The sequence below is a fragment of the Blastococcus sp. Marseille-P5729 genome, from assembly GCF_900292035.1.
Lineage (GTDB): Bacteria > Actinomycetota > Actinomycetes > Mycobacteriales > Antricoccaceae > Cumulibacter.
In genome coordinates this window covers 1,574,321-1,590,178 of sequence record NZ_OMPO01000001.1, presented here as the reverse complement: position 1 = coordinate 1,590,178, position 15,858 = coordinate 1,574,321, and the positions used below count along the sequence as shown (strand labels likewise).

At 63.9% G+C, this 15,858-nt stretch carries 14 protein-coding genes and 1 pseudogene; 10 read left to right on the top strand and 5 right to left on the bottom strand.

Going from position 1 to position 15,858, the window contains the following annotated elements; all coding sequences use genetic code 11:
- Positions 1-40: 40 nt before the first annotated feature.
- Positions 41-493, bottom strand: a complete 453-nt coding sequence (locus DAA40_RS07730) for a thioesterase family protein (protein ID WP_106849026.1) — start codon at positions 491-493, stop codon at positions 41-43.
- On the opposite strand from DAA40_RS07730, the gene DAA40_RS16650 reads away from it, so the two are divergent.
- From DAA40_RS16650 to DAA40_RS07690, 10 genes and pseudogenes are all read left to right on the top strand, one after another.
- Entirely contained in the window at positions 476-697 is a 222-nt protein-coding gene (locus DAA40_RS16650; RefSeq protein WP_234356272.1) for a hypothetical protein, read from the top strand. The two genes, DAA40_RS07730 and DAA40_RS16650, sit on opposite strands and share 18 nt — an antisense overlap.
- Positions 698-816: 119 nt before the next feature.
- Positions 817-1,611 carry a polyprenol monophosphomannose synthase gene (locus DAA40_RS16645; protein WP_234356271.1) on the top strand — a complete coding sequence of 265 codons (795 nt, stop codon included), beginning with the start codon at positions 817-819 and terminating at the stop codon, positions 1,609-1,611.
- Positions 1,612-1,858: 247 nt separating this feature from the next.
- Positions 1,859-2,170: pseudogene (locus tag DAA40_RS16975) on the top strand (GDP-mannose 4,6-dehydratase); the annotation flags it as partial.
- 207 nt (positions 2,171-2,377) lie between these two features.
- The gene (locus DAA40_RS07715; protein WP_158716306.1) at positions 2,378-2,632 is read left to right on the top strand and encodes a hypothetical protein; all 255 of its coding nucleotides are present in this window, start codon (positions 2,378-2,380) and stop codon (positions 2,630-2,632) included.
- 57 nt (positions 2,633-2,689) lie between these two features.
- Positions 2,690-3,595 carry a hypothetical protein gene (locus DAA40_RS16155; protein ID WP_158716305.1) on the top strand — a complete coding sequence of 302 codons (906 nt, stop codon included), beginning with the start codon at positions 2,690-2,692 and terminating at the stop codon, positions 3,593-3,595.
- Positions 3,564-4,801 (top strand): IS3 family transposase gene (locus DAA40_RS07710; RefSeq protein WP_106849024.1). Its coding sequence is split into 2 segments (ribosomal slippage): positions 3,564-3,849 and positions 3,849-4,801, totalling 1,239 coding nucleotides; the frame shifts between segments, so codons are not numbered across the junction. Before DAA40_RS16155 ends, DAA40_RS07710 begins: the two co-directional genes overlap by 32 nt.
- 201 nt (positions 4,802-5,002) lie before the next feature.
- A complete protein-coding gene (locus DAA40_RS07705) occupies positions 5,003-7,186 on the top strand; it encodes an N-acetylmuramoyl-L-alanine amidase (RefSeq protein ID WP_234356270.1) in 2,184 nt (727 codons plus the stop codon).
- Between the two features lie 143 nt (positions 7,187-7,329).
- Entirely contained in the window at positions 7,330-8,580 is a 1,251-nt protein-coding gene (locus tag DAA40_RS07700; protein WP_106849022.1) for a glycosyl transferase, read from the top strand.
- Positions 8,573-9,496 carry an NAD-dependent epimerase/dehydratase family protein gene (locus DAA40_RS07695; protein WP_106849021.1) on the top strand — a complete coding sequence of 308 codons (924 nt, stop codon included), beginning with the start codon at positions 8,573-8,575 and terminating at the stop codon, positions 9,494-9,496. Before DAA40_RS07700 ends, DAA40_RS07695 begins: the two co-directional genes overlap by 8 nt.
- The gene (locus DAA40_RS07690) at positions 9,489-10,496 is read left to right on the top strand and encodes a glycosyltransferase family A protein (protein ID WP_106849020.1); all 1,008 of its coding nucleotides are present in this window, start codon (positions 9,489-9,491) and stop codon (positions 10,494-10,496) included. Before DAA40_RS07695 ends, DAA40_RS07690 begins: the two co-directional genes overlap by 8 nt.
- A gap of 22 nt (positions 10,497-10,518) precedes the next feature.
- On the opposite strand, the gene DAA40_RS07685 is transcribed toward DAA40_RS07690, so the two are convergent.
- The 4 genes from DAA40_RS07685 to DAA40_RS07670 form a co-directional block, all read right to left on the bottom strand.
- The gene (locus DAA40_RS07685; RefSeq protein ID WP_106849019.1) at positions 10,519-11,754 is read right to left on the bottom strand and encodes an ABC transporter ATP-binding protein; all 1,236 of its coding nucleotides are present in this window, start codon (positions 11,752-11,754) and stop codon (positions 10,519-10,521) included.
- A 4-nt stretch (positions 11,755-11,758) separates the two neighbouring features.
- A complete protein-coding gene (locus DAA40_RS07680) occupies positions 11,759-12,682 on the bottom strand; it encodes an ABC transporter permease (protein ID WP_106849018.1) in 924 nt (307 codons plus the stop codon).
- Positions 12,683-12,747: 65 nt separating this feature from the next.
- Positions 12,748-14,157, bottom strand: coding sequence for a glycosyltransferase family 39 protein (locus DAA40_RS07675; RefSeq protein WP_106849017.1), 1,410 nt, complete (start codon positions 14,155-14,157; stop codon positions 12,748-12,750).
- Positions 14,157-15,653, bottom strand: coding sequence for a hypothetical protein (locus DAA40_RS07670; RefSeq protein WP_106849016.1), 1,497 nt, complete (start codon positions 15,651-15,653; stop codon positions 14,157-14,159). Before DAA40_RS07670 ends, DAA40_RS07675 begins: the two co-directional genes overlap by 1 nt.
- Between the last annotated feature and the right edge of the window lie 205 nt (positions 15,654-15,858).

Here is a 15,858-nt window from a genome sequence, read left to right as displayed (position 1 = left end):
CCGCAAGAGACGATAGCGAGGCGCAACCCACTGCGGGTGGTCAGCGGCCGGCGCGGGGACGGCGCAGCGACTGCCCACGGCCCAGCGCCTCGCGCAGGGCCTGGGGCACCTCGATGCGCGTGTACTCCTCGGCGTCGACCATCACGTACACATTGCGCGCCGAGCAGACCGCCTCGCCGTCGCGGAGCGCGGCGAAGTCGATCGTCATCGACGAGTTGCCGACGTGTACGGCGGAGACGGCGATCTCGGCGGCGTCCGGCCAGCGCAGCGAGCCGTGCCACTCGATCTCGCTGTGCACGACCATCCAGTCCGCGCCATCGGCGTGCGCGCGCTGGATGCTGTAGCCGATCGCCTCGGCGTACGCCGTGAATGCCTCGTCGAAGTAGTTCAGGTACCACCCGTGGAAGACGACGTTCTGCTGGTCGGCCTCGTAGTAGCGGACGGTCAGCGGCATCCGCCAGGTGTCGTCCGGGACGTGGACGGCGATCGCCATGCGGTACTCCTCGATGCGTCGGTCGGGCTGCCCACCAACCTAGCCACCAGGGGCGCCGGTCGGCGCGGCGGGCAGAATCGGGCGTGGATCGGCGCCGTCGTGTTGTTGTCCGGGCTGACCGGCATGCTGATCCTCGAGCTACGGCTGCGGCGCCGCGGGGAGCCGCCGGCTCCGGAGGAGCTCCCGCACGTCTCGGCTCCGTAACGAGGCGCGGTTGGGCGGGCCCAATAGGCGGGTTCGGCGCGCGCCGTCGGCACCCCCTGGGTAGCCTGGTCCAGGTCCTCGCGACCGGGGACCCATGTGGACTGTCAGGAGCGCTTCGCTTGAACAGTGTCACCTACGACCGCTGCGTCGTGATCATCCCTACGTACAACGAGGCCGAGAACATTCAAGACGTCGTCGGTAGGCTGCGCGCCGTCGAGCCCGGTGTCGACGTCCTGATCGTCGACGACAACTCACCCGACGGCACGGGACGTATCGCCGATGAGCTCGCGTCGACCGACGACCAGGTGCACGTGCTCCATCGTCAGGGCAAAGAGGGCCTCGGCGTCGCGTACATCGCGGGTTTTCGCTGGGCGATGGACCGCGGCTACGACATCGTCGTGGAGATGGACGCCGACGGCTCCCACCAGCCCGAGCAGCTCGGGCGCCTGCTCGGTGCGATAGGAAGTGCGGACGCCGTGATCGGCTCACGATGGGTACCCGGTGGCTCCATCGCCAACTGGCCGCGATCACGGGAGCTGCTCTCGCGCGGCGGCAACGCCTACATCCGCCTCGTCCTCGGCCTGGGGCTGCGGGATGTCACCGCGGGGTTCCGTGCGTATCGCACCGACGCGCTGCGCACCATCGGGCTCGAGGACGTCGAATCGGCAGGCTACTGCTTCCAGACTGACTTGTCGCGTCGCGCAGTCCAGGCTGGGCTGAACGTCATCGAGGTCCCAATCGACTTCGTCGAGCGGGAGCGAGGCGAGTCCAAGATGAGCGGGGACATCATGAGCGAGTCGCTGCTGCGGGTCACCCGTTGGGCGATCGCCGACCGTGCCGACCAGGTCCGCGAGCGAGCCAAGGGGGTGCGGTCTCGTTTGCGACGCTCGGCCTCGGGACGCGCCGATTCCTGAGCTGATCCTGTCCAGTGACGACTCGGCTGTGTGCCGAGCAGGAGGAGCGGAGTGGCGACCTGCTTGGTTACTGGCGGGGCGGGGTTCTCGGATGCGTGCTCTCGAGGCGGCTAGCGGATCGCTTCGACCGCGTCATCGCGCTCGACTCTCTTCACCCACAGGTGCACGGTCTCGGCCAGCGCCCCTGAGACCTCGATGACCGAGTTGAACTCGTGGTCGCCGATATCACCGACTCAGCCTCTGGGACTCCGTGCTGTCCCGCTTCGAGCCGGACACCGTCGTTCACCTTGCCGCAGAGACCGGGACTGGGCAGTTGCTCACGGAGGCGGCTCGCCATTCGCAGGTTAATGTCGTCGGCACCGCGGTGGTGCTGGATTCCTTTACTCGCCACGCCCACCGCCCAGCGCGGATCCTGCTGCCGTCGAGCAGGGCGGTGTACGGCGAAGGGGCCTGGCAAGGCGCTGGCGGCGAGGTCAACTATCCCGGTCTGCCAGCGGTCCCGGACGATGCTCGATGGTGGGCTATGGGACTTCCCGGGGCTGATGCCGTTGCCGTTTGACTCGCGCGTCGTTCAACCCCTCCCGACGAGCGTGTATGGCGCCACCAAGCTTGCACGGGAGCACATTCTGGGGCCAGCAGGCCGAGTCGTACTCGTGATTCGGTCTCCGAGAAGCCAGCGCATTCCGTCAACGCTGGTCCGGGCCGCGACAGGCCGTCGGCGTGTCGACTACCGTTGAGTTCGCTGTCGGACGCGTCAGGAGTAGCGGTGAGTGAGTTCCTCAACGGACATGCCGCGGATCGTGGCAGGGACGGTCGCCGGGGTAGGAATGTGCGCGCAGCGGGGCTCGGCCTGCTGGCCCTCGCGGTGCTGATCGCACTCGCCACCCTGTTCGATGCCGGCGACGACGGAGGCGGCACCACGCCGTCTGAAGCGCCCGCGTCCGTGACGTCGAATTCGACTGGAATCGACGATAGCGCGACCCGAACGCCGTCGATGATGCTCGGCGACCCATATCCCTAAACGAACCGAGAAGATAACAGTTCGATAACTAAGGCCGTAGCGGCGATGTGAGTTCTGGTGAAACTCTTGTTTCTCAGCAGCCACCACCGTCACAGTGGTTCACGACTCCCCCTCATCGACAAGGTCGTTCTGATGCTACCCGTCACGAGTGACGATTCCCTGATCCACACGCGGTTGCCGAACAGGCTCCTCACGCTTTTTGCGTCTGCGCTGGCCTTGAGTGGGTTAATCATCATCGGTCCGGTTACCGGAGGTCTCGCAGAGGAGCCCGAACCGATTACCCCGTCCGTCCAAGAGATTCCACTGGGTGAGGCCGAAGATCCGGCCGACGATGTCAGCGTCGTCCCCGCGGACGAGAGCCCCGCCCCGGCCGCGACCGCAGAAGCGCCCAGCTCATCAGGTGGGCCATCCGGCGAGCCTGGCGAAGGCGCGTCTGGAGAACCGACCACCAGTGATCCGGCGATGCCTTCCAACCCGTCGAGCGGGCCGACTGTCCCGTCCGACACCGCCGCATCGCCATCGGATCCCGCCGCCTCGTCACCGAGCGCCGGACCGGCCTCGCCGTCCGATCCCACCAATCCCGCCCCCGCGCCCAGTGATGAGCTGGCACCCGGCGAGCCGATGGCGCTGCCCGAAGGCGCCCAGACCCTCGTGCTCGATCCGACGCAGACCGAAGGCTTCGCCAGCGTCGGCATCTCTTGGCTAGGAGATGCGCCGGTCAACGGGATCGCGCTGCAGATTCGCGTGAAGGACGCGGCTTCGGGGGAGTGGAGCCCCTGGACCGAGCTTCAGGTGAACCGAGATGTCACCCCCGATGCGGGGGCGAGCATTCGGCAGGGCTCTGACCCTTACTGGTTTGGTAATTCGGCCGGTGTCGAGGTAGTGAATCGGCCTGACTTTCGTTCCGTTCTTCAAGCAAGGATGGAACACGATGAACAGGAAGTACTCGCCGGAGATGCGTGAGCGGGCGTTGCGGATGCTCGCGGAGACGCGGCCGTCGCACCCGAACATGATGAGCGCGGTCCGTCACGTCGCTGGGCTGCTGGGGATGAGTCCGGAGACGCTGCGGATCTGGCAGCGCCGTTACGAGGTCGACGCAGGCGTGAAGCCGGGGCTGACGTCGGATGCGGCGGCTGAGATCAAGCGGCTGCAGAAGGAGAATGCCGAGCTGCGCAAGGCGAATGAGATCCTCAAGGCTGCGAGCGTGTTTTTCGCGAAGGAGCTCGACCGCCCCTGACCGAGATGATCCGGTTCATCAACGAGTACCGGGATCGTTTCGGGGTCGAGCTCGTCTGCCGGGTGCTGCGCCCGGCAGTGCAGGGCTTCCTCACCGCGCGCGGCTATCGCGCTGCGGTCGGTCGCGCGCCGTCGGCCCGGCAGTTGAAGGACGAACTCCTCATCCCGGAGGTCGCCAGGTTGCATGCGGAGAACTACGGCGTCTACGGGCGCCGGAAGATGCACGCGCTGATGCGTCGGCAGGGGTGGGAGATCGGCCGGGATCAGACCGAACGCCTCATGCGCCTCGCCGGTGTTCGCGGCGTCCGTAAGTCGAAGAGGGTGTTCACCACCCGCGCCGACAAGACCACAGTGCTGCCGAGCGATCTCGTGAACCGCCGGTTCACGGCGCCAGCACCGCGGCGGCTCTGGGTCTGCGACGTGACCTACGTCGCGACGTGGTCCGGGTTCGCCTACGTCGCGTTCGTCACGGACGTCTACTCGAGGCGCATCGTCGGGTGGAACGTTGCGTCGACGCTGCGGTCGGAGATCCTTCCGATGCAGGCCCTCGACATGGCCGCCTGGAACGTCGGCGGCCGCCTCGACGGGCTGATCCATCACGCGGATCACGGGTCGAACTACACCGCGATGGTCTACACCGACCGGATCGTCGAACTCGGCGCAGTCCCCTCCACGGGAACGGTCGGCGACAGCTTCGACAACGCGATGGCCGAGGCGGTGAACAACCTCTACAAGACCGAGCTGATCCGTCAGCAAGGGCCCTGGCGGACGGTCGAGCAGGTCGAGCTCGCGACGCTCGAGTGGGTGTGGTGGTGGAACAACCAGCGGCTCCACGGCGAGCTCGACATGTGCACCCCCGCCGAGGTCGAACAGGCGTATTACGCTGACCTCGAATCCGCCAATCCGGCACCTGCCGGACAAGGCTCCCGATAGGAACGAAAGTCAGGCCGATTCAGTAGCCGTGACGGTCGCCCCTGACACTGAATCAGCGACGTCACACTCACGCTGATCGACCCAAAGCAGGTCGCTCAGGACGCCAACGCCGAAACTGCTGCCCCCACCAGTAGTGCGGGCGCTGCGGTCCCAAAGCCGGAGGTCTACAGTCGGGCGCAATGGGGCGCTGACGAGTCGAAGATGAAGTGGACGCCGCAGTACATGTCCACGATAAAGGCGGCCACGCTCCATCACAGCGCGGACGGCAACAACTACTCGGCGTCCGATGTTCCGAGGCTGATGCGCTCCATCTACCACTATCAGGCGGTCACGCTCGGTTGGGGAGACATCGGCTACAACGTCGTCGTCGACAAGTTCGGTCGCGCCTGGGAGGGACGCGCAGGAGGCCTCGACAAACCCGTTGTAGGCGCCCACGCCGGCGGGTTCAATCGGGAGACCTTTGGCGTGTCCATGCTCGGCAACTATGACCTGGTTAGTGTCCCGGGCGTGGTGCAGGAGAAGGTTGCCCAGCTGATCGCGTGGAAGTTTGGACTGCACGGGGTTAGCCCGACCGGCACGACGAGCCTCACCCAGTACGGCGGAGGTGGCACTACCGCGAAGTTCAAAGATGGAACGACGGTCGCGCTACCCACCATCTTCGGCCACCGAGACGTCGGCAACACCGTCTGCCCGGGCCGCTATGGATACCCCACGCTGTCCTGGATCCGCGGTCGGGCAGCGGAGCTGACGAGCCAGTACAACCTCGTGTACGACCGCAAGATGGTCACCAACACCGGCGGCGTGCCGGTGCTGAACAACCCCTGGAGTGGGGCGTCGGTAGCCGGCCAGCTCAACGCCTGGACCGAGGTGCTCGCCATGAACGAGACTTCGAACGGCTACACCAAGGTCGCCTACTTGGGCGCATATCGCTGGGTTCAGACGGACTGGCTGTCGGCAGCACCCGGAGTCACGCGGGCCTTCTACACCACGACCAGTGGAATCCCTGTCTATCTGGCGCCGGGCTGGAATCAGCTCGGAACCATCGCCGTGAACAACATCGTGTACGCCGACGACATCGAACGCAACGGTTACATCCATATCCGGTACGGCACATACGGCGGCTGGATCCCGAAGCAATGGGTGACCTCGTCAATCCCCGCGTCCGCCGCACCAACGGGACAACCTACGCCGACACGAGAATTCGTCGCCAATACCAGTGGGATCATGGTGTTGTCGTCGGCATCATGGACCTCGCCGGTCATCGGCACCATTTCCCAGGGCACCGTGGTGAAAGCCGGGCCGGAGACGATCAACGGTCTCGTGCGGATCGTGTACGGTTCGTCCGGCGGCTGGGTGAGCGCCCGGTGGCTCGCGGCGAACCCGACACCTTCGCGCACTCTCTACACGAATACCAACAACATCCCGGTGTACTTTGGCCCGGACTCAGGATTCCAACGGCTTGGACTGCTCCCAGCGGGCCAGGCAGTCTACGCCGGCGTTGAACTCGAGGGCTATGTGCACATCGTCTACGGCAAGCACGGCGGCTGGATCCCGAAGCAATGGACGAATACCTGGGCCAGGACAAACCCGCCCCCAGACGAGCTCATATACACCAATACCGGGGGTGTTCCGGCCTACTCCGATCCGAGTACCAGCGCGACGCTTCTGGGTACCTATGGTGCGAATGTCCCACTGTACGCCGACGATGACCTCGTCGACGGCATGATGCATGTGTGGTACGGCTCGAGTGGCGCGTGGATCCCGGCTCAGTGGACCGTGAGCAACCCTCCCGCGCAGAAGTCCTACCGCACCAACACCGGCGGCGTGCCCGTGTACCTGGGGCCCGGCACCGGCTATTACTACGCGGGCGCGCTCGCTGCCAGCACGGCGGTGGCCGGGATGTCCGCGCCACAGAACGGCTTCATTCGGATTCAGTTCGGAAACAGTGGTGGGTGGGTTCCCCAGCAGTGGTTGGAGAGTCCACCTGCGGGGCCGGTCGTGCCTGGAGTCACGAATACCGGCGGAGTACCCGTCTACCTCGGCCCCGGGCCCGGTTATGCGCACTGGCGGACCGTGGACGCCCACACAAACCTATCGCTGTCGACCACCGCGGTGAACGGCTATTTGCACGTGCAGCTGGGCGATGGCTCAAGTGGCTGGATCTCACGGTCCTGGATTTCCTACAACCCGCCGACGACGCGGCAATTGACCGCCATAACCAGCGGCATACCCGTCTACCTCGGTCCTGGTCCCGGCTTTGCGCGGATATGGCCCGACGTCTCTGTCGGCACCAAGGTGAACGCCTCGAGCACCGAGACCAACGGGTACGTCTGGATCAACTACGGGTCCACCGGCGGCTGGGTCGCCCGCAAGTGGTTCGGCTGACCCACTTACGGAGCGAACGCTGATCCGTCCACGGGCCGCGCGGCCGCGCTGGGCGGCGTGACTGCGAAGGGTCGCGGACCCCGGTTCTATAATCGCGTGGATCGGCAGTCGTGGTTGCCGTGCCATCGAACATGGGAGGGTGAGTGGTCTCGGTCAATCGGCTGCAGACGATGTGGCGCACGGGCCGACGTGTCTACCGGGAGGATGGTGCACTCGCGGCCGCGGCACTCGTTGTAGAGAAGACGCCCTTCCTGAGGCGCGGCTTGCGTCAAGCGAGCCTCCTCGTGTCGATCGAGGAGGCTCGTTCGGTCGACTGGACCACTTCGCCACACTTTGCCGATGCCCCGCCGGTTCCGTCAGGTACGACGTTGAACACAGCGTGGATCATGTCCCCGCCGGGCAAGAGCAGCGGTGGGCACCAGAACATCGTCCGGTTCATCTCCTTCCTCGAGGCCGCGGGCCACACGGCGCGGATCTATTTGCGCTCGGAGCGTCCCAAGCCTTCCGAGCTGGAGCGGGTTCGCGAGCTGTTGGCCATGAGCTCGAGCTATTCGCGGACGGTGGCGAGCGTCGAATACTACGATCCGGCGCGCGGTGTGGATGGCGACACTCACGCCATATTCGCCACGGGCTGGGAGACGGCGTATGCTGCCTACCTGGATCGCAGCCGCGCACGACGTTTCTACTTCGTCCAAGACTTCGAGCCGATGTTCTACCCGGTGGGCAGTGACTACCTGCTAGCGGAGAACACCTACCGCTTTGGGTTCCACGGCATCACCGCCGGCCGCTGGCTTGCCCAGAAGCTTCGCGACGACTTCGGTATGGAAACCGATTACTTCGACTTCGCAGCTGACCAGCGGCACTACTCCCTGACCAACACCGGACGGCGGGACGCGATCTTCTTCTACGCCCGTCCGGTCACCGCCCGACGCGCGTTCGAGTTCGGCGTCGCGGTGCTGGCCGAGTTTGCCGCCATGCGGCCCGATGTCCAGATCAACCTGGCGGGGTGGGACGTATCGACCTACGACCTCCCGTTCGAGTACGTCAATCACAGCGACCTGGACATCGAGCAACTCAACGAGGTCTATAACCAGTGCGCGGCCGGACTCGTGCTGTCGTTGACCAACATGTCCTTGCTGCCCCTCGAGTTGATGGCAGCCGGTGTTGTTCCGGTGGTCAACGCCGGGGATAACAACGCGATGGTGACCGATAACCCCCACATTCATTATGTCGACGCGTCGCCGCGTGCGATTGCCAGAGAACTGGTGTCGCTGGTGGAGCGGGAGGACTCCGCACAGCACGCCAAGACCATCTCTGAATCGGTCAACGGCCTGAACTGGCAGCATTCAGGTACCCAGTTCGTGCGGGCGCTCGAGCGAGCGATGTATGAGTGAGGCCCTCATCATCGGAGGCAACGGCTTCATCGGCTCGCACCTGGTCGACGCTTTGTCGGCACGAGGACATCAAGTCTCCGTCTTCGATGCTTTTCGCGTGCCGCCGCAGTACCGAGCCGCGGGTGTTCGCCGGGTTCAAGGCGACTTCATGGACATCGAACAGTTGGATGCGGCGCTGTCAGGCATCGATGACGTGTTCCACTTTCTGTCGACGACGACGCCGGCGACGGCAGATGGCGATCCGGCTACCGACATCAAGACGAACATCATCCAGACCGTGCGACTGCTTGAACGATGCGTTGCGCGGGGCATCAGACACGTTTACTTCTCGTCGACCGGTGGTGCAATCTATGGGCCGAGTACCCAGGAGCGGCTCACCGAGAGTGCGCCGACCCGGCCGATCTCGCCGTATGGCATTGCCAAGCTGGCGATCGAGAACTACCTGGGCTATTTCCGGGTGCGTCACGGTCTTGAGTCGACCGCGCTGCGCATCTCGAACCCGTACGGAACTCGCCAGAACCCACGTCACAAGCAGGGGCTCATTCCGATCGTCCTCCGAGCACTCACGCACGGGGAACAAGTCACTCGGATCGGGGACGGCTCGATGGTGCGCGACTACATCCTGGTAGATGACGCTGTTCAGCTGATAGCCCGGATGGTCGACCGGCCTGCGCAGGGGAGCACCTACAACATCGGAAGTGGTCGCGGCTACTCGGTGAACGAGGTCTTCGATAGCATTCGCCACGTGACCGGCATCGACTTCACACCGGTCGAGGTGCCGGTGCCGGCGACGTTCGTCGACCATGTCGTCCTGGATACCCGGAGATACCTCGACGACTTCGGGCCTGTCAGGCTGACACCGCTCCGTGAAGGTATCGAACGCACCTGGGTGGAGTTGCAACGCTGTGATGGATGAACCGGCCGGTGCACCGCTCGCGACGGTCGTAGTTCTGACCTTCAACGGCGCCCGCCACCTAAGGAGAGTGCTCGAGGCTGTCGTTGCGCAACGCCTGGACGAACCGTTCGAGACTCTCGTGCTCGACTCGGGATCGACCGATCAGACCCTACGGATCATCGCCCAGTTTCCCGGCGTCCGACTGCACGAGATTCCGAACTCCCGGTTCCAGCACGGTGCCACCCGCAACCTGGCGGCTCGGTTGGCCGCTGGGACCTATGTCGTCTATCTGACGCAGGACGCAATCCCGATCGGAGACCGCTGGCTTCACGAAATGCTTGAGCCCATGCGGCGTATTCCGGAGGTCAAGGCGGTCGTCGGACGGCAGGAGCCGCGGGCAGGGTGCTTCCCATTGCTCAAGCGCGAGATCCGGGCGGTGTTTTCGGCGCAGGGGTCTGCCGACGGCGTGACCATCTACTGCGGCACCGACCGCGTGATCAGCACCGGGATGGACGTGCCGTCGTTCTACTCTGACGTGAACTCCGCGACTGAGCGAGCGTTGCTGCTCGGCCCGATCCCGTACCGCGAGGTGGAGTATGCCGAGGATCAGCTATTCGGGAAAGACGTTCTCCAGGCCGGCTTCGCCAAGGCGTACGCGGGAAGAGGGGCGGTGGAGCACTCGAACGACCTCACCCGGTCTGAGCTTGCCAAGCGCACGTTCGATGAGACGATAGGCGTTCGTCATATCGGCTTCGAGGTGCCGGCATTGTCGGCGGCGCAGACCAGTCGGCTCGTGCTGCGCGACATCGTGCATGGGTTCGTCGACACGGTCCGCGACCGCGACTACTCACCCTTGCGCAAGGTGTACTGGATAGTCTTCAACCCAGTTTTCGTGATCACCAAATGGCAGGCGGTTCGCCGCAGTGCTGCGGTGGCGCTGAGCGACCTTGAACGCGTCCGATCGCGATCATTGGAGTCGTCCCGCCGCGCCGCGCACCGGGATAGCCACGAATCCGGGTAATGGCAGGCGCCGTGCGGCATCATCAGTCGGGTGTCTGAGGCCTCGGCCGAATGGACAAGTCAGGATGCATGTCGATGACGCCGCTGCCTCTGCCGGACCCTTCGACCTCGAACCACAGCGCCGGATTGAGCCCGGCGACGACCTCGCCGCCGTCGCGGGCGATGGCCGCACTAACCACGTAGTGTCCGCCTCCGAGGTGATGAGACGGGATCGTGAAGGATACGTTGATGCGGCTCGATTCGGTGATGCGCACTTGTTCGTCGAAGTCGCTCGCGGCGACCTGATACACCCGGCTTCCGGTGGCGGTCTCGATGCCGATGCCCACGTCATACGCATGTCTCGGATCAAAGAACTCGCAGTCCAGCGTGAATGCCAGACTCGATCCGTCGGTGACCAGATCCGCGACAGTCTGGCTTGGCCTGAAGCCGACATCGTGGATGATCGCTGCTTCGATCTGGGTTGGCGACCCTTCGCGAAGCTGACGAGCCGCGCGCTGTCGGTCGATCTCGGCAAGTCGAGCCTCCTGAAAGCCTAGGCGCAACCGCCGCAGGCCCTCAGAAGGATCGCCGTCGTGAACCAGGTCGCCATGATCGAGTAAGAGCGTTCGGTCGCACAGCCGGCCGACCTGGTCGGCGGCATGACTGACGAGGATGATCGTCCGGCCCTCTCGCTGAAACTCGGCAACCTTGTCCATGCACTTGCGTTGGAATGGTTCGTCACCGACCGCTAGTACCTCGTCAACCAGCAGCAGGTCCGGGTCGACGTGGACTGCTACCGCGAATGCGAGCCGCACGTACATTCCGGATGAATAGAACTTGACCTGCGTATCGATGAACTCCTCGACACCGGAGAACGCGACGATCTCATCGAAGTGCTTGGCTGTCTCGGTCCGCGTGAGGCCGAGGATGGCCGCGTTCAGGAAGACATTCTCACGACCCGTGAGGTCCGGGTGGAAGCCTGCCCCGAGCTCGAGGAGAGCGGCGATGCGACCCCGTCGATACACCGAGCCGGTGGTCGGCTCGATGATGCCGCCCATCACCTTTAACAGGGTGCTCTTGCCTGAGCCGTTGTGTCCGATAAGGCCGACTGTGCTGCCGGCGTCGATGGTGAGATCCAGGTCTCGTAGCGCCCAGAACTCGTCCCGGTGCCGGCGGCTGCGGCCGAAGTTGACCAGCTGCTCCTTCAGGCTCTTGTCCTTGCGCAGGACGAACCGTTTCGAGACGTTCTCAAGCCGGACTACTGCAGGTGATCCACTCATCGCCCTATAGTTCCTGAGCAAAGTTGGCCTGAAGGCGCGAGAACACGCGCTCGGCCAGATATAGCAGGGTGAGACCGACGATCAGTGCGATCGACATCTGCATGGCGAGATGATCTGGAAAGTTGGTCGTCTCTGATCCGTTACGTGAGCCGTCGATCCACAGCCCCTTCTGCATTCCGAGGATGCCGAGGGTAATTGGGTTGGCCACATAGATGGTCTCCCAGATTGTCCCGCCGACGCGCTCGTGAACGAAATGGAATGCGTAGACGATCGGGGAGACCCAGAACAGCACGATCAGTGTCACCTCGATGAGGTGCTCCATATCGCGCATATACACATTGACCGCTGCAAGGAACAGCCCGATCGCGGACGCATAGACGACGATGAGGACGAAAGCTAGTGCCGCATACCAGATATCGGTGCTTAGCGGGACCGAGCTGGTCACGATCATCGCGATGAACAGCACGATCAGCTGCACCGCATAGTTGTAGAGAGCGCCGCCGACGGCCGCGAGCGGAAAGATCTCACGGGGCACGAACACCTTCTTGATGAGTCCGGCATTGCCCGTGATCGATGTTGTGGCGTTGTTGATGATCTCGGTGAACAGTGACCAGGTGGAGAGTCCGACGAACACGTATACGGCGAAGTTCGGAATCGCGCGCGCCACCCCGAGCACCTGACCGATAGCGAAGTAGTACACGAGGAACTGAGCGATCGGCCGGACCAGACTCCATAGGATTCCCAGCGAACTGTCCTTGTAGCGGGCCTTCAGCTCGCGCTTCACCAGCAACCCGAGAAGTTCGCGCTGGCCCAAGATCTCTCTGATCCGGCGACGGATGTGGCTACCGGAGCGCGAGCCGCCACCGACCCGCTTCATGGGGAGGCCAGAGAGCCGCGCAGCGCGATGCTGCGCTGCCGATTCCGCCATCGAGCTCCCTTGGTTCAAGATCGACCTCATGCTACTCGCGTCGCGTACGCCACTCGATCATTGGGTCACACGGACGTGGGCAGGGTCGAGTACCGCAAGCCCCATACGACCAGCGCCAACCCGTAGAGCAAGACCAACCAGTTGACGTACCGCTTCTCACGCAGCAGCATCGCGAACATCAGCAGGAAGGACGCCGCCAGAGCCAGCCCGTAGCGACTTGGAAAGTGAAAGAAGAAGCCCTGCGTGAGGAAGAGTGCGGTAGCCAGCAGCGGTGCGAGAAGCACTGCGCTGGGCGCGATCGACCAGCGTAGTGCGTCGTAGTCCCGTGCCCCGTGCAAGGGTGCCTTGGTAAACAGGATCCCGAACACTCCAATCAGCGCGATCCACGTCAACGGCCGCCCCAGGTAGTCCGGCAACGGGTATCCCAGGTCGGACTGGCCAACGATAAGGACATTGGATACGAGGGTGCCGTTGATGAAGTTGATTAGCTGATGCCCGAGTGCATCGATTCCGAAGCTACCGTCGAAATCTTGAGGGGCTATGGGGCCCACTGCCAGCAACCTGCGGACAAGCAGCCACATGCCTTGAGCAACAATCGATGCCCCGGTCGCGTAAAGCGCCGTGCGTGCCAGTCGCCAGTCGCCGGTATGTCGCCAGCTTCGGGGCTGCCGAAGGACCGACCAGCGACTGTCCTTCTCGACACCGAGGATCCAATAGACGAGCAGGTACGCAGCGGCGCACAGGACGGCGAGGATGTTGGTCACCTTGAACAGGGTGCCCAGCACCGAAAGGGCGATCAGCCACCACGGACTGATTCGACGGAGCACCTGTAGCCGCGCGGCGAGCAGGATCGCGCAGCCAAAGGCCAGGCTCGGAGCATCCGTGCTTACGAAGGAGTAGGTCCAGAACGCGGCCGGGGAACCGATGAAACACAAGCCGAGGCCGACGATGAGCACGTTGTTTGCGCGCACGGTGCGTAGCAAGGCATAGAAGAGGACCATCGTGACCGCCAACCAGATCGCACTCGTGAGCCGAGCTGCGACCAGCATGCTCTCGACACCCAAGGCGTTCGTCGCTTTGGCGCCGACCCAGGTCGTCCAGAAGTAGAGCGGCGTGTAGGCGTCAGCCGTCGTGATGCCCTTGAACGGGTACTTGCTCGGGTCCAGTTGGCTGGCATGGCAGCGCGAGCCCATCGGCCCATATACCTGCACCCCGGTACACGACATCAGCCGTAGCGACTCCTCGCTCAGTGGCTCACCTTGACGTACGATTCCCTGTTCCGGAATCTTCGCCAGGTAGTCGTAGTAGACCCACTCGTCTACCGGCGAGAACGCCTGACTATGGGACGTGATCAAGGGCAGCGCCCACGCGAACGAGGCAATGACGAGCACCATCGGCGCCCAGAGCATCGACCAGACTGGTCGACGCCGAGACGACTCGCGGCGGATAGGTTCGTTCTCGATCGTCGTGCTCATTAGTAGTGCCCGGGGACGAACGTGTACCCGATGGTCCACGCGATCAGGATCGCCGCATATATGCCGAGCAGCTTCATGGCTCTGGCCTGACGGAAGGTGATCCCGATCAGTAGAAGGAATGCTGGGATGAGTGGTAGGGCATAGCGGCCCGGAATGGAAAAGTACCAGCCCTGGGTTGCGTAGAGAGCGGTGGCCAACAATGGGGCCGCGAGGACAGTAGAACCGACGATGCACCAGGTCATCGCACGCTCATTGACCGAAACTGGGCGCGGCAGGAATCCGAGGACCAGACCAGCGATCGTCAGGATGAACAGCGAAGCGATCGGGAACCACAAGTATGCCGGCATTGGGTAGATCACACCGGGCGGCACATTCCAGCTCAGGGAATTGCTGAGAAAGTTCATCGACTGCAGTAAGAGCTCACCCAGGCCGAACTTCGCCTTGATGACAGGCGGAACGTCCCCTACGGCGTTCGCGGTACGAATGCGCAACCACACCAGCTGCACAAGTACTGCGATCAGTCCGGCGCCCACTGCAAACCCTGCAAGCCACTTGTCGGTCGCTCTGCGCCATGATTGAGGGCGCAGCAGCAGTCGGCGGGTTTCGGGAGACTGCCGAAGTACGAACATCGTGAGCAGGTACGCGATCGCCAGACCGACTGCGAGCAGGTGGGTCACCTTAAGACCCACAGCGAGCGCTGCAATGACGACGAACCACCATGGGCTAGCCTTGCGAGTCGCGGCGAGATGGGCCGTGAGCAGAACGGCAGAACCCGCGAGGAAGCCAGGCGCGTCAGTCGTGAGGAAGGTCGTGTTCCACCACGCCAGTGGCACACCGACATAAGTCGCGCCGAGAGCGATGATTGTGCCGTCGCGCACCTGAAACTGTCGTAACAGCGCGAAAAACACCAGCATTCCGGCCGCGAGCCAGAAGGGCGAGGTCATTCGGGCGGCGGTCAGCAGGTCATCCACGCCCAGCCACTGGAAGAGCTTCGCGCCGTAGTACGCGCTGGCGATGTAGAGGGGCGTATAGGCGTCGGCGGTGGTCTTGCCGCCGAAGGGCAGCTGAGACCGCTTTTCGAAGAACCCGCGACATTCTGGACCAAATTTTCCTTGATAGATGACGCCGGTGCACCCGATGCGGTGCCGCGCCTCGGGGGTGGTCCGATCACCGACGCGCACCATGCCATGCTCTTCAAACTGATAGAGCGCGTCGTAGTACATGTACTCGTCGATCGGCGAGAACTCTGGCGAATGGCGCAGTACCACGGTCATCGAGACCGCGAACGCGAGCACCGCCAGCATCAGTGGGGCCCAGGCGCGGCTCCACCGGCTTCGCCTGCGCATAGCTGTCGCGCCGGTCGCTCTGATGCCGTCCGTCTGCGCCAGACTGGTCAGTCCGCCCTCGTCGGTGTGGGTCGCGTCATCGGCCTGCTGGTCGATGAAGCGTGACACGGTGTGACCTTTCGCAGGGTAGACGAGCGCGCTCAGCGGCATGCAGATACTACACGTCCCGCGCGTGGCCTGGGCTCCGGCTCGCTGCGCCAGAAGGAGCGCCAGCCTTGTGAGCAGCGTTACTGAGACATCGGCCGACCGCCATGTTCGCGCGCGCATCGGTGAACCCCCGGCTGGCAGTATGCTCGAATGCGATCCACAGCGCCTGAGGTCGCGAGTTCGCGATCCACGAGGAGGTCTCCTTTGC

Bases quoted from the DNA above. Each gene is read 5' to 3' on its own strand.
- DAA40_RS07730 (WP_106849026.1), bottom strand. From the start codon at position 493: ATGGCGATCGCCGTCCACGTCCCGGACGACACCTGGCGGATGCCGCTG.
- DAA40_RS07705 (WP_234356270.1), top strand. From the start codon at position 5,003: ATGAAGTGGACGCCGCAGTACATGTCCACGATAAAGGCGGCCACGCTC.
- DAA40_RS07695 (WP_106849021.1), top strand. From the start codon at position 8,573: ATGAGTGAGGCCCTCATCATCGGAGGCAACGGCTTCATCGGCTCGCAC.
- DAA40_RS07690 (WP_106849020.1), top strand. From the start codon at position 9,489: ATGGATGAACCGGCCGGTGCACCGCTCGCGACGGTCGTAGTTCTGACC.
- DAA40_RS07685 (WP_106849019.1), bottom strand. From the start codon at position 11,754: ATGAGTGGATCACCTGCAGTAGTCCGGCTTGAGAACGTCTCGAAACGG.
- DAA40_RS07680 (WP_106849018.1), bottom strand. From the start codon at position 12,682: ATGGCGGAATCGGCAGCGCAGCATCGCGCTGCGCGGCTCTCTGGCCTC.
- DAA40_RS07675 (WP_106849017.1), bottom strand. From the start codon at position 14,157: ATGAGCACGACGATCGAGAACGAACCTATCCGCCGCGAGTCGTCTCGG.
- DAA40_RS07670 (WP_106849016.1), bottom strand. From the start codon at position 15,653: ATGCCGCTGAGCGCGCTCGTCTACCCTGCGAAAGGTCACACCGTGTCA.